The organism is Parvularcula bermudensis HTCC2503 (genome assembly GCF_000152825.2).
Classification (GTDB): Bacteria; Pseudomonadota; Alphaproteobacteria; order Caulobacterales; family Parvularculaceae; genus Parvularcula; species Parvularcula bermudensis.
In genome coordinates this window covers 1,859,446-1,882,980 of sequence record NC_014414.1, presented here as the reverse complement: position 1 = coordinate 1,882,980, position 23,535 = coordinate 1,859,446, and the positions used below count along the sequence as shown (strand labels likewise).

The following is a 23,535-nucleotide window of genomic DNA, read 5'->3' as shown; positions in this document are numbered from 1 at the left end:
ACAATCCGCAGCAGAATGATGAGGGCAGTCCGCGAGGGGAGATGACATCAAGGCCGTCCCCCCGTCGCGGGCGGCATGGCGGGGCGCCGGGGCGCCCTCACCTATTTTGCAGTTCCACATTGAGGCCAAGCGACCGCATTTCCTTCACAAGAACGTTGAAGCTCTCCGGGATCCCCGCCTCAAAGCTGTCATCCCCGCGAACGATGGCCTCATAGACCTTGGTCCGTCCGGCGACGTCATCGGACTTCACCGTCAGCATTTCTTGCAGCGTATAGGCGGCGCCATAGGCCTCAAGCGCCCAGACTTCCATTTCACCGAAGCGCTGGCCGCCGAACTGCGCCTTCCCGCCCAGCGGCTGCTGGGTGACGAGGGAGTACGGCCCGATCGACCGCGCGTGGATCTTGTCGTCCACCAGGTGGTGAAGCTTCAGAAGGTATTTGTATCCCACGGTCACCGGTCGGGCGAATTTGTCCCCCGTCCGCCCATCGTAGAGCTCCACCTGGCCGGACTCGTTAAAGCCCGCCTTTTGCAGCATCTCAATGATCTCCGCCTCCCGGGCGCCATCGAACACCGGGGTGGCGATGGGCACACCGCGGACGAGATTTCGGCCCAATTCCTTGAGCTCGTATTCGTCCGTCGGCAGTTCCTGATCATCGCCATAAACGGTCTTGAGCTCCTGGATGTACTCATCCTTTTTGCTCTCATCGCGTTCCCAATATTCGAGGGCATCGCCGATCTGGCGACCAAGGCCGCGGCAGGCAAAGCCCAAATGGGTCTCGAGGATCTGTCCGACATTCATCCGTGAGGGAACGCCGAGGGGGTTCAGCACGATATCAACCGGGGTGCCGTCTTCAAGAAATGGCATGTCTTCCATCGGGGCGATCTTCGAGATGACCCCTTTATTCCCGTGCCGACCGGCCATTTTATCGCCGGGCTGAAGCTTACGCTTCACCGCGACGAAGACCTTGACCATCTTCATCACGCCTGGGGGCAATTCATCCCCCCGCTGCAGTTTTTCGACCTTGTCCTCAAACCGCGCTTCGAGCCGGGCGCGGCTCTCATCATATTGCTTCCGCAGGCCTTCGATTTCGCCCATCGCCGCTTCATTGGCGAGGCCGATCTTCCACCAAAGTGTGCGGCCCATTTCCTTGAGCTGCTCCTTGGTGACAGTCCCCTTGTCAAAGCCCTTCGGCATGGACACGGCCTCGGCGCCGACCAGCATGTCCTCAAGGCGGCCAAAAATATTCCGCTCAAGGATCGCCAGCTCGTCGTCACGGTCCTTTGCGAGGCGATCGATCTCTTCACGCTCGATAGCGATCGCCCGCTCGTCTTTCTCGACGCCATGACGGTTAAAGACCCGCACCTCGACCACCGTGCCGGCAACGCCGGGGGGGAGTTTGAGGGACGTGTCACGCACATCGGCGGCTTTTTCCCCAAAGATCGCGCGCAGGAGTTTCTCCTCCGGCGTCATCGGGCTCTCGCCCTTCGGGGTGATCTTCCCGACCAGAATATCCCCCGGATGCACCTCGGCCCCGATCGAAACGATACCCGCCTCATCGAGATTGCGGAGGGCTTCTTCCGACACGTTCGGAATATCGCGGGTGATCTCTTCAGGGCCCAGCTTGGTGTCCCGAGCGGCGATCTCAAACTCCTCAAGGTGGATCGAGGTGAAGACATCGTCCCGCACGATCCGCTCACTGATCAGGATCGAATCTTCGAAATTATAGCCATTCCAGGGCATGAAGGCGACCAGCACATTCTTGCCGAGGGCCAGCTCACCAAGGTCAGTCGACGGTCCATCGGCGACGATGTCCCCGGCCTCGACAATATCACCGATCTTCACCAGCGGACGCTGCGTGATACAGGTATTCTGGTTCGATCGCTGGAATTTGCGGAGATTATAGATATCGACCCCAGGCTTGGTGGTGTCGGTCTCCTCGGTGGCCCGAATGACGATCCGCTGTGCGTCAACCTGCTCAACGAAACCAGAACGGCGTGCCGCAATGGCCGCCCCTGAATCACGAGCCACGACTTTTTCCATGCCGGTCCCAACATAGGGAGCCTCGGCCTGGAGGAGAGGCACCGCCTGGCGTTGCATGTTCGAGCCCATCAGCGCGCGGTTCGCGTCATCGTTTTCGAGGAACGGAATGAGCGCCGCGGCGACGGAGACAAGCTGCTTCGGCGAGACGTCGATATAATCAACCTCTTCCCGCGGCACGAGCATGGCGTCACGAAGGGCCCCGGCCCGGCAGTTGACGAACTCATTCGCCAGGCGCCCATCCTCGTCGATTTCAGCATTCGCCTGGGCGATATTATAGCGGCTCTCCTCCACGGCGGAGAGATACACCACCTCATCCGTGGGGACCCCATTTTCGACCTTACGATAAGGGCTCTCGATAAAGCCGTATTTGTTGACCTTGGCGTGGGTCGCGAGAGAGTTGATGAGCCCGATATTCGGTCCTTCGGGGGTTTCGATGGGGCAAATCCGCCCATAATGGGTGGGGTGCACGTCGCGCACCTCAAACCCGGCGCGTTCCCGAGTCAGCCCTCCGGGCCCCAGCGCCGACATACGCCGCTTGTGGGTAATCTCGGACAACGGATTGGTCTGGTCCATGAACTGACTGAGCTGCGAGGAGCCGAAGAATTCGCGCACCGCCGCGGCGGCCGGTTTCGCATTGATCAGATCGTTCGGCATGATGTTGTCGATTTCGACCGAGCTCATGCGTTCTTTGATCGCCCGCTCCATCCGCAACAGACCGATGCGATACTGGTTTTCCATCAACTCGCCGACACTCCGCACCCGGCGATTGCCGAGATTGTCGATATCGTCGATCTCGCCCTTGCCATCCCGAAGGCCGGCCAGGACCCGCAACACCTCGATGATGTCTTCACGACGCAGCGTCCGTTGCTCGTCGGAGACATCCTCAAAGCCCAGGCGCATATTCATCTTGACCCGCCCCACGGCCGACAGGTCGTAGCGCTCCTCATCGAAGAACAAGCCGCTGAACAACGCTTCGGCGGTCTCAAGGGTCGGCGGCTCACCTGGACGCATGACGCGGTAGATATCGATCAGCGCCATGTCCCGATTACGGTTCTTATCCGCCGCCAATGTGTTGCGGATATAGCCGCCGGTGTTGATGTGATCGATGTCGAGGGTCTCGAAGCTGTCAATCCCCCGCTCAGCGAGCTCAGCCAGCACATCCTCGTCGATTTCGTCCCCGGCTTCGGCATAAATCTCGCCGGTCTCGCGATTGACGAGGTCCTTGGCGATATACCGCCCAACCATCTGCTCAGGGCTCAGAAGGAAGCGTTTAACGCCGCCCTCCTCAAGCTGCTTGATCGTACGGGCCGTGATCTTCTTGCCGGCTTCGACTGCTACTTCGCCGGTGGCGGCATCCACCAGATCCCGCTCGGACTTCGTGCCCTTGAGCTTTTCAGGATCAAAGGTCGTGGAGAATCCCCCCTCGACCGCATCATGGGTCACCGAGTGATAGAATAAGTCGAGGATATCTTCTTGGTCGTATCCAAGGCCATAAAGCAGGGTCGTCGCCGGCAGTTTGCGACGACGGTCGATCCGTACATTGATGATATCTTTTGGGTCGAACTCGAAATCGAGCCATGAGCCGCGATAGGGAATGATCCGCGCCGCAAACAGCAATTTCCCGGACGAATGGGTCTTGCCTTTATCGTGATCGAAGAACACCCCGGGGCTGCGGTGCATCTGGCTGACAATCACCCGCTCGGTGCCGTTGATGATGAACGTCCCATTGTCCGTCATCAGGGGCAATTCGCCCATATAGACTTCTTGTTCTTTGATATCCTTGAGGGATTTGGCCTCGGTATCTTCATCGACCTCAAAGACAGCCAATTGCAGCTTGACCTTGAGGGGGGCGGAATAGGTCATATCCCGTTGCATGCACTCGTCGACGTCGAATTTCGGCTCTTCGAATTCGTAGGACACATATTGCAGGCGAGCCGTGTCGGTAAAATCGGAGATGGGGAAAACCGATTTGAACACCGCCTCAAGCCCGTCGCGACGGCGGTCCATCGCCGGAACGAAGCGCTGAAGAAAGGCTTCGTAGCTTTCCCGCTGGACCTGGATCAGATTCGGCATCTCAACGGCGTCGCCGATCCGACCGAAATGTTTGCGAATTCGCTTCTTCTCGACAAAGCTCTGCGCCATCTACAGTCCTTTCCCTCGCAACACGTCATTGGTTCACACGGACCACCGCGCGCCAATACGAACGCCGCGCTCTCACATCCGCAAATCGGTGGATGAGCGCGGCAACCGCGTCGCCAAAATTTAGGTGTTCGCTACGAAAATATTTTGCACGTGCCAGCCTGGCCCGGGCGGCCGACCCCGGGGGCTGTGCCAATACGCTTTGGCGTCCCCCTTGGCAAGGGGGGCGTTAAGGAAAAAGACGCAAATCTCGGCCGTCAGCACCGTTCCCATTCCTTATCCGATTTTCGACCGGAGGTCAGGGCTTGACGCCCCCCTCAAGGCCCCATCGGTTTTCCCCGATCCGAGACAAGAAAAGGCCGCCGCCGGAAACGCCGACGGCGGCCCCACCTCCAAACGAGAGGGTGTTTACTTCAGCTCGACGCCGGCACCGGCTTCTTCGAGCTTTTTCTTAAGCTCTTCGGCTTCGTCCTTGGACACGCCTTCCTTGACGGGCTTCGGCGCGCCTTCGACCAATTCCTTGGCTTCCTTGAGGCCAAGGCCGGTGATGCCGCGGACTTCCTTGATGACGTTGATTTTCTTATCGCCGGCAGAGGTCAGAATGACATCGAATTCGGTCTTCTCCTCGGCCGCATCGCCGCCGCCGTCGCCGCCGACCGGGCCGGCCATGACGACACCGCCGCCGGTGGCGGGCTCGATGCCGTATTCGTCTTTGAGAAGGTCCTGAAGCTCTTTCGCTTCGAGGAGGGTGAGGCCGACGATTTGTTCGGCGAGGGCTTTGATATCTGCCATGGGAGGGCTCCTAATCGATCGTTTGGGTCAGGTGTTGAGAGAAAATTACGCGTCTTCTTTTTCCGCGATGGTTTTGACGCAGGCAGCGAGGTTCGCCGCGGGGGCGCCAATAGCCCCGGAAATGTTGGCCGCCGGCGCCGTGAGGCTGCCCGCAATCTGGGCGATGATCTCTTCACGCGACGGCATTTTGGAGAGATTGGTGATGCCGTCGGCATTGAGCGCGGTGCCCGCCATGAGCCCGCCGCGAATCTCCACCTTGTCGCTTTTCTTAGCCCATTCCACCAGCACTTTGGGCGCCGTGACAGGGTCTTCCGAATAGCCGATAAAGGTCGGGCCGACAAAGAGCGGGGCCACGTCATTGCCGCCATCGACCTTGGCGAGGGCGATTTTCGCAAGGCGGTTCTTCACCACCTTCATGCCCGCCCCCACCTCACGCAACTTGCTGCGGAGATCGGACACTTGGGCAACGGAGAGCCCCTTGTTCTCGATGACGACAAGCACCTCGTTGTCGTTCAGGACAGTCGAAATCCAGGCGACCTGATCGCCCTTCTGTTCCCGTGTCAGTGCCATTCGCGGCCTCACTCCTCAGGGCGCCGAAGCGCCGGTTCCGGTCTGACGCCCCTGACGGGGCGATTATCGGGGGCGGAGACAAAAAAAGCCTCCGCCATAATGACGAAAGCCTGACCGGATGCGCGAGGGCCGCAGCGCAAGATCACGGGGATCCCGGCTTATCGGTCCTAACCTCATCTACGTGGGTCTTACGGAAACCCCTTTTCAAAAAGGGCCTCTGCCAACGGTCACGGACAGGCCCGAGATCTCTCTCGGAAACCGGGCCTATGGCGAATGAGGCCGTGCTTGTAAACCCCCAAGGGCGCGCATGGTCAGATCGTCTTTTCGGCTAAGGGCGCTTAGCCCGCGACGATAGCGGCCAGGATCAGGATGCCGAACATCGCAATCCCCGCCAGAAACAATCCCATTTCATGTCGCTCCAGCCACGCCCGCGCGCGATGGCCGATGGCCTTGACCAAGAGGGCATAGAACAGGAAGCGCGCCCCCCGCCCAATAGCGACGGCGGCGACCACGACAGGGACCGCAATACCAGCGGCCCCCGCCGCCAGCAGCCCGATTTGGAAGGGGAAAGGCGTGACGGCGACCGCCAACAACCAGAAGAAACCGCTGGTCTTGAGGATATCGAGCCCGCGCTCCAATGCCGCCTCGCCGCCGAACCAAGCGGCGATCTGACCGACCAGGGCCTGATTAGCCCAGACCCCCACGGCGTAGATCAACAGGGCCCCGATAATATTCCCTAAGGTCAAAGCCCCTGCAATGGCGAAGGGCCGCGCCCTTCGATGGGCCATCATGGGAAGAAACAGCGGCTCCATCGGCGCCGGCACGATTGAGGCTTCGAACACGCCCATCACCGCCGCCGTCGGCAAGGCCTGTCCCGCCTTTAGCCGGCGATCGATCCGCTCTTTCAGGCGACGCCGCCAGCCATCTTTCTTTCTGCTGGTCTCGCCCCTACCGGCTTGGACAGGGGGCTCGATTGGGCGGGCAACCATCGGTCTGAACCTCCGTCATCGCGGCTGAATTTGGCCTTATGGGATAAGAATGCCTCGCCCCGGCATCCGTTCCCCCCAATGCCGAACTGCACCTCGCCGTTGTCGCCCCCCGTCATCGATCGGTAGGCCAGAGGAGAAAGTGACTATTCGGGAGCGTGATATGGACCTTGGCGCATTTTCGGTGAGCCTTGCGGTGAAGGATCTCAAGACCTCCGAGGCGTTCTACGCAAAGCTAGGATTCGAACGGACCGGGGGCGACGAGAAATACGCCATCATGATCAACGGCACCACGATCATCGGCCTCTTTGAAGGGATGTTCGAGGGCAATATCCTGACCTTTAATCCCGGTTTGACCAACGATCAGCAGGTGCTCGACAATTTCACCGATATTCGCGACCTCCAGGCGGCATTAGAGGCGCAAGGCGTGACCCTGATCGAGACCACCGATCCGGACGGCACGGGGATTGGGCATGTCACCCTCACCGATCCCGACGGCAACGCGATCCTGATCGATCAGCATCTCCCCAAACCCATCGGCTGAGCGCAGGATCACCCGGTCTCAGGATTGTGGCGGGACAGCCACCGTAGGGACAACCAGCCGATCACGAGCCCCGCCAGCACATTGGCGAGGGCGATTCCGACATACACTTCCCGGGATCCGGCGAGTAAGGACGCGCCATAGGACAAGGGAACATAAAAGACCGCGGTTCTGATCACGTAATAGCCGAGCCCGGTGGTGGCCTTCCCCAGGGCATTATAAGCCCCCGCAGCCACAATGGTGACGCCATACCCCCAGAGCGTGAAGGGGATGATCCGTAAATAGAGGACCGCTTCTTCCTTGACCGTGGGATCATCCGTGAAAAGAGATACCACCGCCGGCGCGATGAGCAAAAAAAGCAAGCCCAGGATCGCCGACCAGGCAAAGGCCAATTTGTAACTCAAGGTGAGGCCCTCAATCACCCGGTCCTTTCGCCCCGCGCCCCAATTCTGGCCGGCCAAGGGGCCGATCGATGCGGACAATGCCAGCATCGGGATACACGAAAAGCTTTGAATACGGACCGACGTACCGAAACCGGCCACCACCGCCGCCCCAAAGCCGGCGAGGATAGCCGTCGTCACCGCGATCCCGATAGGGTTCGTTGCATTCCCGATCGCGGCGGGCAGGCCAATTTTGATCACCCGGCCCCAACTTTTCTTGATCTGCCCTGGTGAGGGAAGCGACGGCACGACGAGCTTTTCACGATAAATCACGATGAAGAGACTGAGCGCGAGGGTGACCAAACGGGCCACCGCCGTCCCCCATGCCGCGCCTTCGATTTCAAGACGCGGGATCGCCCCAAGACCGAACACGAAAACGGGGGTGACGGCTATATTCACCACCGCCGAGACCACCATAATGAGGCTGGGCCAGAAAGCATCCCCCGACGCGCGAATGATGGCATTGGCGATCATCGGCACAACGAGGAGCGGCATGGAGAAAAACCAGATCCGCATATAGTCCGTGGCCATGTCCAAGACCTCCCCCTCGGCCCCTAAGAGGCGATAGAGGGGGCGATTGAGCCACAGACCGAGGGCGGAGATAATCAACACCAAGAGCAATCCGAGGAAGAGCGCGTCCGTCGAAAGTCGCGCCGCCGCCTCGCGATCCCCCGCCCCGATCGACCGGGAAACGAGGCTGGCCGTCCCCGCCCCAAGGCCGATCGCGAGACTGGTCATGGAAAAGGTGACAGGAAAGGTGAAGCTGATGGCGGCCAGGGGCAGCGTGCCGAGCTGACCGACGAAATAGGTATCGGCAATTTCGATCGACATGACCGCGACAATGCCGAGGATCATCGGCAGGGCGAGGGAACTCAACGCCTGCCAGACGGGCCCCTCGGTCAGGTTGCGCTTATCCACCCGCCCACGGGACTCGCTCATGCCTGCCCCCGGCGGATGACCTTAAGGAAAAAAACCGAGCGATCTGAACGCCCGTCCGAATGAATGATCACAATTGCGGGGTTGCTCCACACTGAGCGGGCGCCCCAGCGCGTCGCTGCTTGACCTTTTCCAAAGGTCGCGCGCGGGGGGTGAGGCTCAGCGGACCGTTCGCCCCTTGCATCCATTGCCATTCAGCCCTTGGAAAATACGACAGCCGCGCCAGGAGCGGGCTCTCCAAGCTGCCATCAGCCATCGCGTAACTCAATTCAGTCTCGATCATCTCCGCGGAAATAGGCTGTCCATCGGGGGTGTCGATGGCGATGACGGTCAACGCGCGATCTATTTCCGTATCTTTTTCCGCTTCGGATTGCCCAATAGTGGCGCTGAACAATTGCACGGATCCTGCGCAATGCGCCGTCACCTCTTCCCCGAGGCGGATGGCGCGACGGGCTGCCCGGGCGATATTTCGGGCGTCCGGTCCATCACTCGAGGCCGACCCAATCACCAAGAGTGCCCGGCTCGCACAGGCCGCCTGCCCGCCATAGGCGACCTGGCCCTCAATCACGAGGTCAGTGAGAGGACGCTCGGCGTCGGGGGCGCTCAACGAAACGAAGTGACTGTCATCGGCATATTCCCATGCCGAGCCAAAGGGTAAGGGAGAGAGGATCACCGCCGCCGGTTTCGGCTGGGTAATCTCGACAAAGCAGCTGAGGCACTCATCGCCGGACCAGAAACTGCCGGTCTCGCAGGCGGGCGGGGCTTCAGTTGTCACAATCGAGGGCGTCAGATCCGGGGTCGCGTTTGGGGTCGGCGGCGCGGCGGGGGGCCGCGGGGGCTGGGTCTCCTCCCCTTGCCCACTGACCTTCCCCTGGCGGTCCAGCCTGGGGTCAAGGGCGGCCGGAGAGACGCCGGACATGATCATGCCGAGCAAAAAGAGAAGGACGCTGAACAGAAAGGCCGACAGATAGGCACGGGGCCGCCATGTGATCGCCAGCCCAAGAAGCAGCGTGAGCCCGATGGCCGGTAGCGCCACCCAGGTAAGGCGCCCTTGGCCCCAGGAGTGGCCCCCTGGGAGATCGCCGGATAAGACATCCCGTAGCGGCGTCGCCACGCTGCACACGCCATCACAAAGATGCCCCCCGAGGCTTTGACCGCTCAAAAACAACAAAGCCGCAAGGCCGGCTGCGAGGATCAGGCCGATCATAAAGGCAAGAATGCCCGTATCCCGTTCGATGGCGTCGTGCATCACTCCCCCTGAAGACCTGCACTCTCCCCTTCTAGATAGGCGCGGAGGGTACCGTCACAAAGCCTTTCCCTGACATTTGTTCCGTAAGGCCCACTGGCGAAGGGCGGTGACCTCTGGCAGAGGGAAGAGGTGAGCACACATGAGACAATAGCCATTGTGGTCGCCGGGGGACGCGGCGTCAGGGCGCAAACCGATATTCCCAAACAATATGCCTGCCTTGGCGGGCGGCCGATCCTTCGCCGGACATTGGAGGCCATCGCCGCCCATCCGCAGATCGATGCCGTCCTCTGCGTGATCGGCGAGCCCGACCTTGCGGCCTATGCCGACGCCTCGGCCGGGGTGCCGAAATTGTTGCCGCCGGTGACGGGGGGGAGGAGCCGTCAAGCCTCCGTGCGGGCGGGCCTTGAAGCCTTAGCGGCGAAAGCCCCGCAAAAAGTGCTGATCCACGATGCCGCCCGTCCGTTTATCAGCCACAAGACACTGACGGCCCTGCTTGAGACTCTCGATCACGCCGAGGGGGCGATAGCGGCCCTGCCGGTGGCCGACACCCTCAAACGTCAGTCGACGGCAGGGGGCATCGACGCCACCGTCCCCAGAGACGGATTGTGGCGGGCGGCGACACCGCAAGGGTTTCGCTTTGAGACCATCTTGAACGCCCACCGCTCGGCCGAACCGGATGCCGCGACGGACGATGCCGCGCTGCTGGAGGCGGAGAATATCCATGTCGCCCTTATCCCCGACGACCCCAGAAATTTCAAAATCACGTATAAGGAAGACTTTGCCTTGGCAGAGAGTTTGATCGCGGCGACCCGCGAGACCCGCACGGGATTTGGCTTCGATGTTCACGCCTTCGAACCCGGGGACGCGGTGATCTTGGGCGGGGTGACGATCCCCCATAGCGCAAAGCTCAAAGGGCATTCCGACGCGGATGTCGTCCTGCATGCCCTTTGCGATGCGATCTTTGGCGGACTTGCCTTGGGGGATATTGGGACGTTCTTTCCGCCATCGGACGAAAAATGGCGGGGCGCTCCCTCTGACTTGTTTGCAAAAGCCGCCATGGCGAAGGTCGCGGCCGCGGGGGCAACGCTCGTGCATGTGGATCTCACCATCATCGCCGAAGCGCCGAAGATCGGGCCCCATCGCGACGCCATGCGGGAACGGATCGCTGATATTCTCTCCTTGGAGGGCGACCGAATTTCGGTGAAGGCCACCACGACGGAGGGGCTTGGCTTTACCGGGCGGCGGGAAGGCATTGCCTGTCAGGCGGTGGTGACCCTCAGTGTCGAGCGCGACTCATGACCGATCGCGGTCTTCAGCATCTCGCCGCTCGGCTGATTGCTCTCGGCATTGAGACAGAGACCCAGATCGCGACGGCGGAATCATGCACCGGGGGGCTGATCGCCGGGGCCCTCACGGAAATAGCCGGTGCCTCGGCGGTCTTTACCCACGGTTTCGTGACCTATTCGAACGACGCCAAGGTGCAGTGCCTGGGCGTACCGGCCGCTCTTATCGCCCAGCACGGCGCGGTCTCCGCCCCCGTGGCCTTGGCGATGGCGCGAGGCGCGCGATCGGTTTCCGGGGCCGATCTGACCCTCTCCGTCACAGGGATTGCGGGTCCCGGCGGCGGGTCGCCGGAGAAACCCGTGGGGCTTGTCTTTTTTGGAGTGAGCGACCGCCGGGGAACGATCGTTCATCGTCGGGTCTTCGCCGGCAGGGACCGTCACAATGTCCGGCGCGAGACGGTACGGACCGCCCTTCGCCTTTTGATGACCGCGTTGCAGGCGCGCCTCTCTAGTCCGCCACAAGGGTGACGGTCAGCTCTTCGTCGAGAACGAAGTGCGTGTCGAACCGCGCGCCCCCCGATTGGGCCAGCAGATAGGCCAGATAAGCGGGCATTTCCTTTGGCTCAAGGTCATCCGACTGGCCAGAAAACGCCCCCAGCAATGGGTCTTTCGCCTTGACCTTTTTGCCTGTGGCCGACGCCGTCAAATGGCCGTTCACCCTCGACAGGCGCACGGTCGAGGGGGAGCGCGGCACGGCGCGCTCCATCACGATAAGGACGTTGAGCATTGCCCGGCCCTGCCATTTCGGGACGGCATACTCTTCAAGGTCCCAAACCAGTTCCGCTTCGGCATGAGCGAAAAATCCCTTTGCCGCTTCGCGGGCCTCATTCATGTCGAGATCGCCCTCAAACCCGCCGCTCGAGCCGTAGGCAAGGCGTGCGAGCTTCACGATGGCGAGCGCCTTATCGGTACTTTCGGTCACCACTTGCTTGGCGTGGGACGCCATCTCCGGATCCTCGTCTTCGGACATCTCCAGACCGGCGCTAATGGCCCCGACGACCCCGGCGAGGTCGTGACAAAGGCGAGAGGACATCAGTGAACTGACGCGGAGGGCTTCGGCTTCTATCGCGGTCATGGCGGCTCCCTGTAGATGGACCTCCGGGGCGACACCCAAAGGAGGTATTACGGGTCTCGCGAAAGAGGGTTACAGAAGCGTTGCGGTAAGAGGCTAGAGCGTTTCAAGCGAAGTGGGCACCGGTTCGCATAAAGAGAAGGCGATAAAAACGATCTAGAGACGGTTCATGACCGGGTTGAAGTGAAACGGCCCTAGTTCGCGGAGGCGACGGTGAGGGGCCGCACACGGATCGTATCGACGAAATCGCGACGCTTGTCGAAATCGCCCTGCAGCGCGGCTTCCAACCGCCGGCCTTCGGTCACTTTGAGGGTCATCGGATTCTGCACTTGCCCGTCTTTCAGGACCTCATAATGGAGATGAGGCCCCGTCGATCGACCGGTAGTCCCGACATAGCCGATAATGTCGCCCTGCCGTACCCGCGCCCCTGTCTTGATCCCGGGGCCATACCCTTTGAGATGGGCGTAGGCGGTCGCAAACCCCTTTTGATGCTTGATTTTCACATAATTGCCAAAGCTGCCGGTCATTGCCGCCCGCTCGATCACCCCATCCCCGGCCGCCATGATCGGGGTACCGGAAGGGGCCCCGAAATCGACCCCTTTATGGGTCTTGGTATATCCAAGAACCGGATGCCGACGACGTCCGAAACTCGAGGTCACCCGCGCCCCTTCGATGGGGGTTTTCATGAGCAGGCGCGCCCCGCTCTCCCCCTTTGAGTCGTAATAAGGGAGATCCTCGTCTCCGGCGGCCTCGAACCGATAAAAGGCGCGCTGTCCGCTGCCCCCCCGCCAGGTCATCGCCGCAAACACGATTTCCCCCGACCCGACATACTGGCCATGGTCATCGTAGAAGACTTCATAGACCACCTCGAAGCGGTCGCCGCGATAGATGTCTCGCGCAAAATCGACATCGTAGAGATAGAGGTTCGCAAAGCGCTGCATGACCTCGTTCGGGACGGACGCCCGGCTGCCAGCGGTGAAGAGGGAGTGAGAGATCACCCCGGCCGCCGCCGCATAGCGCCGGGCGAAATCAATCTTTTCATGTCGCGCTGTATAGGACCCGTCCGACCGCCGCCACGCGGTTACAAGGTGATTGTCATCGGGCCGCCATCTGAGCCGGGTCAATTTGACGTCATAGATCGGCGCCGTTTGCGGCTGCGCGTCGAGCCCCTGACGCAGGACAGGTTCAAGAGCGTAATCAATGGCGGTCCCCGCCTCTATCCGTTTGGGATCGGCAACCTCAGCCACGGCGGTGAGAAGAGCGTCGATATCATCGGGGTCGCCGCCGAGGCTCTCTAAGGTCTGGCTCAGGGTTTCGCCGCGATTGAGCGCGAGGGTCATATACCCCCGCTCGCGCCGCTCCTCCGCTTTATCCTGCTGATATTGCGCAAACAGCGCCTCGCGTCCGCCGGTAAAATCGTCGCCGGACGCAAAGGCCAGCACATCGCTCGGGGCGAGTTGGGCGGCGCGCCGGTCGATGGCCTTGACCACGGGTATATCGTCGCCCCGATAGATCGGTTTCAATCGCGGTCGCACAACCGGTTCCAGGATGGGCCCTGGCGCGGGGACAGACCGCTCAGTGGAGAGCGCCAACGACGGAGAGACGGCGGCGTCGCGTGACGCCCCAAAGGTCAGACGTACAGGGTCAGGGCGAACGCGCGGCGCCGCCCCCCACTCCCACAGTGGTGAGGTAAGATCGAGGGACAGCTGCGCGGATCTGCTGGAGGCGGCGGGAAGGGGAAGATCCTCGGCCCGTACAGCATCGGCGCCTCCTGACCCCGATGCCATCGACCAGAGGCCCCCACCGGCGACGGTCAAGACCGCGATACCGCCGATCACCATAGCCATGAGAACGATAGGCCCCATGGGCCCATGATCACGCATTAACCCCATCCCCGAATCATCCGCCCTGCAGCGGATGCAAAACCTTGCCAATTCATTAAAGCGCACTTGTGGCGTGGCGAAAACGCCAAATCGCCAAAATGTGAACTTTGTAACAGGATGGTGGCGAGACCCCCTCCCCTTGTGGTTCAGGTCTCTTTGAGAATATCCCGAAGGATACGATCGATATCGGGATGCGCCGCCAATTGACCCTTCAGCCGCTCCCGCACGCGGTGAGGCAGGGTATCGGGCGCCACTTCCCCCAAGCCCCCCACCGTGTCCCGGATGAGCGCACGCAGGGTATCCTCGTCGATTTCATAAGCGGCATCTTTGTCATCGGCCATGGGACGGTCCTCTTCCAGCCCTACAGATGTAGGCGGCGCGGCGGAGAGAAAAAGCCGCGACAGGCTCGGTGAAGCCCGCCCCCCCGCCTTGCCGAGGCGACCCCCGAACCGCACGGCCTCAAATAGCGACGCGATAGCCAAACTAAATGGGGCAGGTGAGAGGACTGACCTAGAACCGCAGGGCCTCAAGTAGCGAAGCGGTAGGCCAATCAAAAATGGGGCGGATGAGAGGACAGGACTTGAACGAAGCGGCGAATAACAAAACGCCAAAGCACGCGACCACGTTCTGGCCAGAGGCCGCCCCATCGGAGGCGCCCCGCGCCTTGAGATCAAGAATGGTACGGGTGGCCGGACTCGAACCGGCAAGGTGTTGCCACCGGGGGATTTTGAATCCCCTGCGTCTACCAATTCCGCCACACCCGCAGCGAGCCGTCGACGTTTAGCCGCTTGCGCCGTCCTGTCCATCCCGGTAGCGCCTTATTTCTCAACAGGAGCAGGCGATGCAGGGACCAGGCGCCGAGACGCAGGAAAAGGCCGCGGACCAACCGACCACGGTGACCGCTCTTCTCTTGGCGACATTGGATGACCTTGCCCGGCATCAGCGATCCACGGACACCCCCCTAAAGGAGGGCAAGGAAGGGGCGGCGCATCCAGAGGGCGAAGCCACGCTTTCGACCTTGCTCGACCGCCTCGACGAACGCGCCTTCGGCCTCCTCTTATTGTTCTTCGCCCTCCCCTGCTGCATTCCGTTTCTGTGGGGAATCCCTCAGATCGTTGCCCTGCCCATGCTCGCCCTGGCCGCCCAATTGGCCGCCGGGAGAGAGGCACCGTGGTTGCCCGATGGCCTTCGTGACCGGCGGATCGATATCCAGTCCATGCGCGGCGTCGTGCAGCGGACGGCCCGATATTTGGGGTGGGTGGAGCGGTTTGCACGGCCCAGATTCTCAACCTTGACCGACGGCGCCGCCGTGCGGGTTGTCGGCGCCCTGATGCTGATCCCCTGCGCGTCGATCCTCGTCCCGCTTCCCAGTACGAATACGGCACCGGGGATCGGGGTTGCCATTGCCAGTATCGGGTTGATCGAACGTGACGGCCTGTTGGTGATCGTTGGCTTACTCTTGGGGCTCGCCTGGGTGGCCCTCCTGATCTTCGGGTTTTTCTATTTCGGGGCGGAAGCGCTCGATATCATCAAGGAGATGATCCTCGGTCGGGGCTCCCCCCCCGTGGCGGTGAACTAGAAACGGCGATGAAGGTCCCTCTGCTTTCCCCCCTTCTGGTCGCGGGCCTCGCCGCCCTTGTCAGTGGCGGCCTCTTGGCAGGCGCCCATTTGTTCGAGCGGGTCGGCGGATATCCCCCCTGTCTTCTGTGTCTCGATCAGCGGGAAGTGCATTGGGTGGCTCTCTGCATCGCGGGCACGACCGTTGCCGCCTTTGTTCTCGGCCCGCGCCCTGCCCGTGGGCCTTTGATGATCGCGCTGGCGGGGGTGTATCTCTGGTCGACCCTCCTTGCGGGATTTCATGCCGGGGTGGAGTGGGACTATTGGGACGGTCCGGCCGCCTGCGGCGCGGGCGGCCGCGTGCTTGTCGAGGTGGATCCCGATGCGCTTCTCAGCAGTCTCGCCACGGCAGGCCCGGAGGGGCCGCCCTGTGAGGTGGCGGCCTGGCGGCTCGCAGGGCTCTCCATGGCCGGGTACAATGCCCTTATCTCCGCCGCGCTCTTGGGTCTCACCTTGCTCTCGGTCGGAAGGCTGGCCGCGCCCCGTCGGAAGGACCTATAAGAGCTTATGACCGAAGCCCCCCCCCTGCCCGCCCCGACCGATACCGCTGAGGCCCTGGAAGAGCGGAAGGCGCCCCCTTCCCCCGGGCCCAAGACTCGGCGGCGCGCTGAAATGCTGCGGGTCGACCATGCCGGCGAATATGGAGCGGTCAATATCTATCGCGGCCAACGGGCGGTGTTCGAGAAGGTAAAGGGCAAGGCACAGCTCAAGGCGACCTTGGCTCATATGGAAGACGGCGAAGCCCATCATTTGGCGACCTTCGACCGCTATCTGACCGAGGAGAATATCAGGCCGACCCTGTTCTCCCCCGTTTGGAACGCCGCGGGCTTTACCCTGGGCGCGGTCACAGCCCTGATGGGAGAGAAGGCCGCAATGGCCTGTACCAGTGCCGTCGAAACCGAGATCGAGCGGCATTACGGGGCGCAAATCGACGAGCTCGACGGTCTCGACGCCACGCTCCAGGAAACTGTCGAGGCCTTTCGCATCGATGAGATCGGCCACCGCGATACCGCCCTTGATGCGGGTGCCGAGGAAACCTTTGGCTACAGCGTGATGAAACGGGTCATCGGATTTGGCTGCCGCGCCGCGATCAGTCTGGCCGAGAAGGTCTGAGGCGCTTCGCACCGTCCGGTATTTTCGTTTTCGCTTGCCCGCCGCGTCCGGCACCGCTAGCAGCGCGGCTTCAGGAAACCCGGGTCCGCGTATTGCCCGCTCTGGCAACGCGGTCTCTTCGTCCGAGGGCCAGTGGTTTGCGGGCGGAATGAAAGGAATGGAGCTATGTCAGACGCTTTTGTTTTCGATTGCGAACGCCGTCAGCGGGCGGGAACCGGGGGCAGCCGTGCCGTCCGCCGCGATGGCTGGGTCCCCGCCGTCCTCTATGGTGGCGACGAAGAACCGCTCAATATCAAGCTTCGCTACAACCAAGTCTTGAAAGCGTATCAGACCGGCCGGCTCATCGATGTGCTGGCGAAGATCAAGCTAGAGGGCGGCGAACAACAGGTGATCGGCCGGGATATTCAGGTCGACCCGGTGAAGGACCTGCCCCGGCATGTCGATCTGATGCGGGTGGATGCCCGTACCAAGGTCACCGTCAACGTCCCGATGCGGTTCCTCAATGAAGAAACCTGCCCTGGACTGAAGAAAGGCGGGGTCCTCAACATCGTGCGGCACGAAGTCGAAGTCGTCGCCTCCGCCACGAATATTCCGGAGGCCCTCGAAGCCGATCTCGCCGGTGCCGATGTGGGGGATACGATCCATATCTCCGCCGTCAAACTTCCCGACGGCGTCACCCCCACCATCACCGATCGGGACTTCACCGTCGCGACCATCGCCGCGCCGTCGGCCCTGAAAGCCGCAGGGGACGACGCCGACGAGGTGACGGAAACCGAGGTTATCGAGCAAAAAGCCGAAGAGTGATCTTCTGACGGCGACCGTGTCCGCGGTGTCCCCGCTTGAAGGATGACCGCAAGCCGCCGGTCGCCGGTCACAGATGACGGCAGGCGCCGCCCCAATATGGATCGCCGGTCTATTCGGCTCATCGGGGGCAATTGTCGGCAATGAGAGACGCTTGACGGTCGGGCGGAAACACTTTCTGACGCGTCCATCCTCGGCTAGGCCCATGAGATGATCTTGCTCATCGGCCTTGGTAATCCGGGCGCCCAATACGCCCAAAACCGTCACAATGCGGGGTTTCACGCGGTGGAGGAGATCCACGGCGCCCATGATTTCGGCCCCGAACGGAGCAAGTTCCGCGGCGCGCTCGCCGAAGGCCGGGTCGGCTCCTGCCGCGCCTTCACCTTGCGGCCCGACACATATTACAATGATAGCGGCACCGCGGTTCTTGCGGCGAGCCAATTTTACAAAATCCCGCTCGACGACATCATCGTTTTTCACGACGAGATCGACCTGGCCCCCGGTAAGGTGCGCGTGAAAAAAGGCGGCGGCCTTGCAGGAAATAATGGGCTGCGGTCGATCGCCGCCCATCTCGGGCCTGACTTCTGGCGGGTGCGGATCGGCATTGGCCATCCGGGGCATAAGGACAAGGTGATGCCTTATGTCCTGGGCAATTTTTCGAAGGCGGAGCGAACCGACTATTACGATGATCTGCTCGAGCGGATGGCCAGGTCGCTGCCGCTGCTCATGCCGCGGGACGAGGCGGCGGTGGGACGGTTTCAGTCCGCCGTGATGCAGCCCCCCGCTGCCCCAAAACCGCGTGAGGGAGATGACCCTCCCCCCGCTGCGACGCCGCCGACATCTCGTAACCGGCCCTCGGCGCCGGCCTCCCCCTTCGATGCCCTCAAATCCCTCAAGGGAGACTAAATAGGGAGAGGCCCTTCTATCCCTCACGACGGAGCGCTATGCCCCGTCCCCTCAAGGAAAGAAGGGATGCACCATGGGCTTCCAGTGCGGTATCGTGGGCTTGCCGAATGTCGGCAAATCAACTTTGTTCAATGCGCTGACTAAGACGGCGGCCGCGCAGGCGGCGAATTATCCCTTCTGCACGATTGAGCCCAATGTCGGGGATGTCGCGGTGCCCGAGCCACGGATCGCCAAGCTGGCCGAGATCGCGGGCTCGGCCGAAATCATTCCCGCCCGTATCCAATTCGTCGACATTGCCGGATTGGTGAAAGGCGCCAGCCAGGGTGAAGGGCTGGGCAATCAATTCCTCGCTAATATTCGCGAGGTCGATGTGGTGGTCTATGTCCTGCGGTGTTTCGAAGACGACGATATCACCCATGTCGAGGGACGGGTCGATCCGATTGCTGATTTCGAAATCGTCGAAACCGAACTCATGCTCGCCGATCTTGAAAGCCTCGAAAAACGCCGGTCCAGCCTCGCGAAAAAAGCCACCGGCGGTGACAAGATCGCCAAGGATACCTTGCCCCTGCTGGACCTCGCCCTCGCCGAATTGCAGGAGGGACGCCCCGCGCGCATGGCCGAAGTGCCAAAGGGGAGCGAAAAGGCATGGATGGGGCTGCAATTGCTGACCCAAAAGCCTGTCCTTTTCGTCGCCAATGTCGATGAAGAGAGCGCCGCCAGCGGCAATGCCTACGCAGACCAGGTCAAGGCCCGGGCGGCGGAAGCCGGGGCGGCCAGCGTGGTCATCAGTGCCAAGATCGAAGCGGAACTCGCCACCCTGGATGAGGCGGAGACCCAGGAATATCTCGAAGAGCTCGGGCTTGAAGAGCCCGGCCTCAACCGACTGATCCGAACCGGATATGAGCTGTTAGGGCTGCAAACCTACTTCACCGCCGGCCCGAAAGAGGCGCGTGCCTGGACGATTCGGCAAGGCACCAAGGCGCCCGATGCCGCCGGGGTCATCCATACCGATTTTGCGAGAACCTTTATCCGAGCCGAGACAATTTCCTTCGACGATTACGTTGCGGCGGGGGGAGAGCAAGGGGCCAAGGATGCGGGAAAACAGCGCATCGAAGGCAAGGAGTATGTCGTCCAGGATGGCGACGTCATGCATTTTCGGACCGGCGCCTGATCCCCCCACCCCGGTGGGGCCACACTCAGTCGCCCGCCGTCTCCGCCGTCTCCCCCGTCTCCCCAGCCGATGGCGCACCGAAGCGTACCGCCCATTCGGCCAATTGTTCGTCCTCGATTTTCTTGAACAACACCTCAGGCGCGGGGACGGGCGTCCCTGGCTGAACGCGGGTCAATAATTGCGCCGCCGGTCCCGTCGGCCACGCCGGCGGCTCTTCCCCCTGGCGGCCGAAAATGCCGAGGATTTTGTCGGCGGTCTCGGGGATGACCGGGGCGGAGACCTCCGCAATCAACATAATAAGATTGAGGGCAGTCCTGACGCTGACGGCCGCCGCGTCGGGGTCGGTCTTGAACGCCGTCCAGGGCGCGGTGACCTGCAAATACTCGTTCCCCGCCGCCCAAAGACCGCGCAAGGCAGCAAAGGCCTTCCGAAACTCCATCGCCTCAAGGGCGCCGGTGAGCGCGGCACAACGGTCGTCAACCTCACGATAGAGCGTCTGTTCGGCCTCCCCCGGCTCGCCCCCCGGCGGAACCTGTCCCTCAAACTTTGACGCCGTGAAGCGTGTCACCCGATTGACGAGGTTCCCAAGGACATCGGCAAGGTCCTTGTTCACGGCGCCGGCAAAGGATTGGAGCGTAAAAGCGGTGTCGTCGGACTCCGGCGCATTGGCCATCAAATACCACCGCCACGTATCCGCTGGCATGAGGTCGATTGCCTGATCCATGAAGATCCCGCGGCCTTCGGACGTTGAGAACTTTCCCCCATACCAGGTGAGCCAGTTCAGGCTCTTCAGATGGTCGACACGCTTCCAGGGCTCCCGGGATCCGATCAGCGTGCACGGAAAGAAGACCGTATGGAATGCGACATTATCCTTGCCCATGAACTGGACATAAGTGACCTCGTCCGCCCCCTGATCGGTTCGCCACCAGCTTTCCCAGCCCTCAGGGTCCCATTCTTTGGTCGCGGCGATATATTCAATGGGCGCATCGAACCAAACGTAGAAGACTTTGCCCTCAAAGCCGTCGCGCCGGACGGGAATACCCCAGTCGAGATCGCGCGTGATCGACCGATCGCGCAACCCCTCGTCGATCCATTTATAGGCAATCGATCGGGTCAGGAGGGGCCAGTCCTTATGCGTATCGACCCAAGCCCGCACCTCGCCCTCAAGTTTTGACTGTAAAAGATAAAGGTGGCGGGTATCCCGCATCTCGACATCCTTTGAGCCGGAGATAGCGGAATAGGGATCGATGAGATCGGTGGGGTCGAGGAGCTTTCCGCAATTATCGCACTGATCCCCCCGCGCCTTTTCGAAGCCGCAATTGGGACAGGTCCCTTCGACATAGCGATCGGGCAGAAAGCGGGCATCCGCGTTGGAATAGACTTGCTGGCTGACCCGTTCCTCAAGATATCCCTCCGCCTCGAGACGGTCGGCGAAATGGCGGGTCAGCTCGTGATTTGTCGGGCTCGACGACCGACCGAAATGGTCGAAGCTGAGACCAAAGGCGGCAGCGAGAGAAGCCTGGGTTTCGTGCTGCGCCGCGCAATATTCAGCCACGGGCTGACCGGCCTTGCGCGCCGCCAATTCCGCCGGGGTGCCGTGTTCATCGGTGGCGCAGAGAAAGGCGACATTGTGCCCGCGCGCCCTCATGAACCGGGCATAGACATCCGCCGGCAGCATCGACCCCACCAGATTGCCAAGATGTTTGACGCCGTTGATATACGGCAGCGCTGAAGTCACCAGGATCCGGGCCATAGAACCACTCTGCAATGGGCTGAGCGGCGGCGATGCCGCAACTTGCCCCGGACCGCAAGTTAGAAGAGGCGCGCCAGGGCAAGGGCGAAGAAGGCGCGACTATCCGCATCGGTCAAGGGACTGTCGACCACCTCGTCGGGTAAAAACTCGTATCGGCCGGTGGCCGCGATCGCCCATTTGCGCGACAGGGCTTGACGCGCGGTGATTCCGACAAAGGGGGTCAGGGTCTCCCCCGGGACATATTGGGCGCGGGTGACACTCTCACCGTCAATGACGAGCGTAGCGGCCTCATCGGCCTCCACCCCATAATAATAATTCGCCAGATCCTCCGACTGGAAGGAGAGACCGAGATAGGGCGTCACTTTCGTGGCCCGGTTGTCAACGACCTTATAGGCGGCGACCCCGCGCAATTCATACCCGCCATGGCGGTCAAACAGGTCGGTGAGGGCGTAGGCGGTGAGGATCGCCGGCCCAATCTTGTAGCTATACCAGCCCCCGCCCTCGAGGGTACTGTCACGGTCATCCATCCCCTGGAAGATCGGACTGTCCTCCGCATCATAGCCTTGGAAGCGATAATCGAGAGTCGCCGCCGCCTCCCATTTCTCCCCTTTCAAGAGGCTGTAGCTGGCCGAGGTGCCCGAGACGCTGAACCGCCGCCCATCAAGGCGCAGAACAGGGGTCGGCAGGATGCGGGTATCTTCGTCGAGGTCGCGATAAGCCTCCATCACCGCCCCAATGCCCAGGCCCACCGCATTGCGGGGATCCGCCGAAGGGTTCGGGGTCACCCCCTGCGCCACGGCCGCGGTACTCAAGGCCATTGACGCGCCCAAGATGATAAGAGCGGATTGAGGAGATAGGGACGCCATACTCGACCTTTGAAAACACGACATCCCTATGATTTAGCACAAATTCCGCCAAGGCGAGGCCGAGAGGCGAAGTTTCACCGCTCCAGCTCACTCACACGCCGTCGTCGCGACTTTACGGCCATTCTGAATGTTGAAAAAATTCAGTGTCTCTTCCCGCCGGAAGACAGCGTAGCAGCCGCCGGCATCCGCCTCCTCATAGTCAAAGCAGAGCATGTCATCCTCCAGCGAATAGGTGCCGAGAACCCGCCCCCCCGCGAGCTCGTCGGTGAACGTCCCATCCAAGGCGAGCCGCTCCGCGAACGCGGTACCGCTCGGATAACAGCCGCGCAGTACGCCGCCCCTCAGCTCCGCCCGCAAGGCGGCCGTGGACAGCCGCTCGCCCTCCGCTGACTCAAGGCGGCGTCGGCGGTTCTCATCGGGGCCCCAATTCTCCCAATCCGGGCTTTCGCTCGCCGCGATCTCAGGGCGGCCGCCGAATGCCTCCGGCGGCAGGGTCGGCGCCGAAGAGGCACACCCCCAAAGGCCACAGGCGGCAAGGAGAAAAAGCGCGCGCCCCCCGAACATCCGATTGCCATCCATCGCCCAATTCTCCCCTCGCTGATGACGATGGGCGAGATCTATCCGAGGGGCGCTGACAGGCCAAGTCGTCCGGGGAAAGGCGGCGGCGCGGAGGGGGGACGAGAGGATGGGTGGCGGATGTCTGCAGCTTATTAGAGCCGTTTCAGGTCAATTAGCGCCGTGAAACGCCTCTAGATCTTTGGGCTATCGTCTCTTCTTTACGCGAACGGTTCCCACGTCGCTTGAAAAGGCTCTAGCGATCGAATGAGGAAAGCCCTTTGTCCAATATCCTGTTCAACGTGGCTTGATCTGCTTGAGACAATCCCTCGACGAGTCGTCTCTGCACGATAACGTGATCGGTCACAGCGGCATCGATTTTCTTAATCCCGTCTTCTGTCAGTTGGACATGGACGCTGCGCTTGTCATCTGGGTTGGGGATACGGGCAACCAAGCCGTCCTTTACCAGTTGATCAATCCGGTTTGTCATCGTTCCCGACGTCACCATCATGGTTGAGAGCAATTGGTTGGGGGAGAGCGAATGCGGCGGTCCCGATCTCAACAGCGTGGCCAAGACGTCAAAGCTGGCTGCGCTCAGCCCATGCTTCGCAAAGTTCTTGATCATTTCGTCACTATAAAGAGCGGTCAATCGGACAAGCCGACCGATCAGTCCCATGGGCCTCGTGTCGATGTCCGGCCGTTGTTTGGCCCATTGCGCTCTGATCTCTTCAATATCGAACATGCGGGGACAATGAATTGAC

22 protein-coding genes and 1 tRNA gene are annotated in these 23,535 nt (G+C 61.5%); 9 read left to right on the top strand and 14 right to left on the bottom strand.

Annotated features, from left to right (window positions below; translation table 11 throughout):
- Positions 1-97: 97 nt before the first annotated feature.
- The 4 genes from rpoB to PB2503_RS08835 form a co-directional block, all read right to left on the bottom strand.
- On the bottom strand, positions 98-4,183 hold the full coding sequence (gene rpoB, locus PB2503_RS08850; RefSeq protein WP_013300906.1) for a DNA-directed RNA polymerase subunit beta: 4,086 nt from the start codon (positions 4,181-4,183) through the stop codon (positions 98-100).
- A gap of 405 nt (positions 4,184-4,588) precedes the next feature.
- Positions 4,589-4,972, bottom strand: coding sequence for a 50S ribosomal protein L7/L12 (rplL, locus tag PB2503_RS08845; RefSeq protein WP_013300904.1), 384 nt, complete (start codon positions 4,970-4,972; stop codon positions 4,589-4,591).
- Positions 4,973-5,017: 45 nt separating this feature from the next.
- Complete coding sequence (gene rplJ, locus PB2503_RS08840; RefSeq protein ID WP_013300903.1) at positions 5,018-5,542, bottom strand: 50S ribosomal protein L10; 525 nt, start codon at positions 5,540-5,542, stop codon at positions 5,018-5,020.
- A gap of 338 nt (positions 5,543-5,880) precedes the next feature.
- Entirely contained in the window at positions 5,881-6,531 is a 651-nt protein-coding gene (locus tag PB2503_RS08835) for a YqaA family protein (RefSeq protein ID WP_013300901.1), read from the bottom strand.
- Between the two features lie 160 nt (positions 6,532-6,691).
- Here PB2503_RS08835 and PB2503_RS08830 point away from each other — a divergent pair, with 160 nt between their 5' ends.
- Entirely contained in the window at positions 6,692-7,072 is a 381-nt protein-coding gene (locus tag PB2503_RS08830) for a VOC family protein (RefSeq protein WP_013300900.1), read from the top strand.
- Between the two features lie 8 nt (positions 7,073-7,080).
- Here PB2503_RS08830 and PB2503_RS08825 read toward each other — a convergent pair whose 3' ends face one another.
- The gene (locus tag PB2503_RS08825) at positions 7,081-8,448 is read right to left on the bottom strand and encodes an MATE family efflux transporter (RefSeq protein WP_013300899.1); all 1,368 of its coding nucleotides are present in this window, start codon (positions 8,446-8,448) and stop codon (positions 7,081-7,083) included.
- A 67-nt stretch (positions 8,449-8,515) separates the two neighbouring features.
- Positions 8,516-9,694, bottom strand: a complete 1,179-nt coding sequence (locus PB2503_RS08820; protein ID WP_013300898.1) for a hypothetical protein — start codon at positions 9,692-9,694, stop codon at positions 8,516-8,518.
- A 129-nt stretch (positions 9,695-9,823) separates the two neighbouring features.
- On the opposite strand from PB2503_RS08820, the gene PB2503_RS08815 reads away from it, so the two are divergent.
- Complete coding sequence (locus PB2503_RS08815; RefSeq protein WP_041534963.1) at positions 9,824-10,993, top strand: bifunctional 2-C-methyl-D-erythritol 4-phosphate cytidylyltransferase/2-C-methyl-D-erythritol 2,4-cyclodiphosphate synthase; 1,170 nt, start codon at positions 9,824-9,826, stop codon at positions 10,991-10,993.
- Positions 10,990-11,505 (top strand): CinA family protein, encoded by a 516-nt coding sequence (locus PB2503_RS08810; protein ID WP_013300896.1) that lies wholly within the window; start codon positions 10,990-10,992, stop codon positions 11,503-11,505. Before PB2503_RS08815 ends, PB2503_RS08810 begins: the two co-directional genes overlap by 4 nt.
- On the opposite strand, the gene PB2503_RS08805 is transcribed toward PB2503_RS08810, so the two are convergent.
- From PB2503_RS08805 to PB2503_RS08790, 4 genes are all read right to left on the bottom strand, one after another.
- Positions 11,486-12,112, bottom strand: coding sequence for a histidine phosphotransferase family protein (locus PB2503_RS08805; RefSeq protein ID WP_013300895.1), 627 nt, complete (start codon positions 12,110-12,112; stop codon positions 11,486-11,488). The genes PB2503_RS08810 and PB2503_RS08805 overlap by 20 nt on opposite strands.
- 191 nt (positions 12,113-12,303) lie before the next feature.
- The gene (locus PB2503_RS08800) at positions 12,304-13,992 is read right to left on the bottom strand and encodes a M23 family metallopeptidase (RefSeq protein WP_013300894.1); all 1,689 of its coding nucleotides are present in this window, start codon (positions 13,990-13,992) and stop codon (positions 12,304-12,306) included.
- Between the two features lie 146 nt (positions 13,993-14,138).
- Positions 14,139-14,333, bottom strand: coding sequence for a hypothetical protein (locus PB2503_RS08795; protein WP_013300893.1), 195 nt, complete (start codon positions 14,331-14,333; stop codon positions 14,139-14,141).
- Positions 14,334-14,669: 336 nt separating this feature from the next.
- Positions 14,670-14,756, bottom strand: a tRNA-Leu gene (locus PB2503_RS08790).
- Between the two features lie 77 nt (positions 14,757-14,833).
- Between PB2503_RS08790 and PB2503_RS08785 the strand changes: the two genes are divergently transcribed.
- The 6 genes from PB2503_RS08785 to ychF all read left to right on the top strand — a co-directional run bounded on the left by PB2503_RS08785 (position 14,834) and on the right by ychF (position 19,600).
- A complete protein-coding gene (locus PB2503_RS08785; protein ID WP_013300892.1) occupies positions 14,834-15,571 on the top strand; it encodes an exopolysaccharide biosynthesis protein in 738 nt (245 codons plus the stop codon).
- 8 nt (positions 15,572-15,579) lie between these two features.
- The gene (locus PB2503_RS08780; protein WP_013300891.1) at positions 15,580-16,110 is read left to right on the top strand and encodes a disulfide bond formation protein B; all 531 of its coding nucleotides are present in this window, start codon (positions 15,580-15,582) and stop codon (positions 16,108-16,110) included.
- 6 nt (positions 16,111-16,116) lie between these two features.
- Positions 16,117-16,722, top strand: a complete 606-nt coding sequence (locus tag PB2503_RS08775; protein WP_013300890.1) for a demethoxyubiquinone hydroxylase family protein — start codon at positions 16,117-16,119, stop codon at positions 16,720-16,722.
- A 165-nt stretch (positions 16,723-16,887) separates the two neighbouring features.
- Positions 16,888-17,526 (top strand): 50S ribosomal protein L25/general stress protein Ctc, encoded by a 639-nt coding sequence (locus PB2503_RS08770; RefSeq protein WP_013300889.1) that lies wholly within the window; start codon positions 16,888-16,890, stop codon positions 17,524-17,526.
- Between the two features lie 207 nt (positions 17,527-17,733).
- The gene (gene pth / locus PB2503_RS08765) at positions 17,734-18,429 is read left to right on the top strand and encodes an aminoacyl-tRNA hydrolase (RefSeq protein WP_013300888.1); all 696 of its coding nucleotides are present in this window, start codon (positions 17,734-17,736) and stop codon (positions 18,427-18,429) included.
- A gap of 73 nt (positions 18,430-18,502) precedes the next feature.
- The gene (ychF, locus tag PB2503_RS08760; protein ID WP_013300887.1) at positions 18,503-19,600 is read left to right on the top strand and encodes a redox-regulated ATPase YchF; all 1,098 of its coding nucleotides are present in this window, start codon (positions 18,503-18,505) and stop codon (positions 19,598-19,600) included.
- A 25-nt stretch (positions 19,601-19,625) separates the two neighbouring features.
- On the opposite strand, the gene metG is transcribed toward ychF, so the two are convergent.
- The 4 genes from metG to PB2503_RS08740 form a co-directional block, all read right to left on the bottom strand.
- Positions 19,626-21,353 carry a methionine--tRNA ligase gene (metG, locus tag PB2503_RS08755; RefSeq protein WP_013300886.1) on the bottom strand — a complete coding sequence of 576 codons (1,728 nt, stop codon included), beginning with the start codon at positions 21,351-21,353 and terminating at the stop codon, positions 19,626-19,628.
- Positions 21,354-21,412: 59 nt separating this feature from the next.
- Complete coding sequence (locus PB2503_RS08750; protein WP_158305838.1) at positions 21,413-22,171, bottom strand: MipA/OmpV family protein; 759 nt, start codon at positions 22,169-22,171, stop codon at positions 21,413-21,415.
- 135 nt (positions 22,172-22,306) lie between these two features.
- On the bottom strand, positions 22,307-22,798 hold the full coding sequence (locus PB2503_RS08745) for a hypothetical protein (RefSeq protein ID WP_013300884.1): 492 nt from the start codon (positions 22,796-22,798) through the stop codon (positions 22,307-22,309).
- A gap of 232 nt (positions 22,799-23,030) precedes the next feature.
- Positions 23,031-23,516 carry a MarR family winged helix-turn-helix transcriptional regulator gene (locus PB2503_RS08740; RefSeq protein WP_013300883.1) on the bottom strand — a complete coding sequence of 162 codons (486 nt, stop codon included), beginning with the start codon at positions 23,514-23,516 and terminating at the stop codon, positions 23,031-23,033.
- Positions 23,517-23,535: the final 19 nt, after the last annotated feature.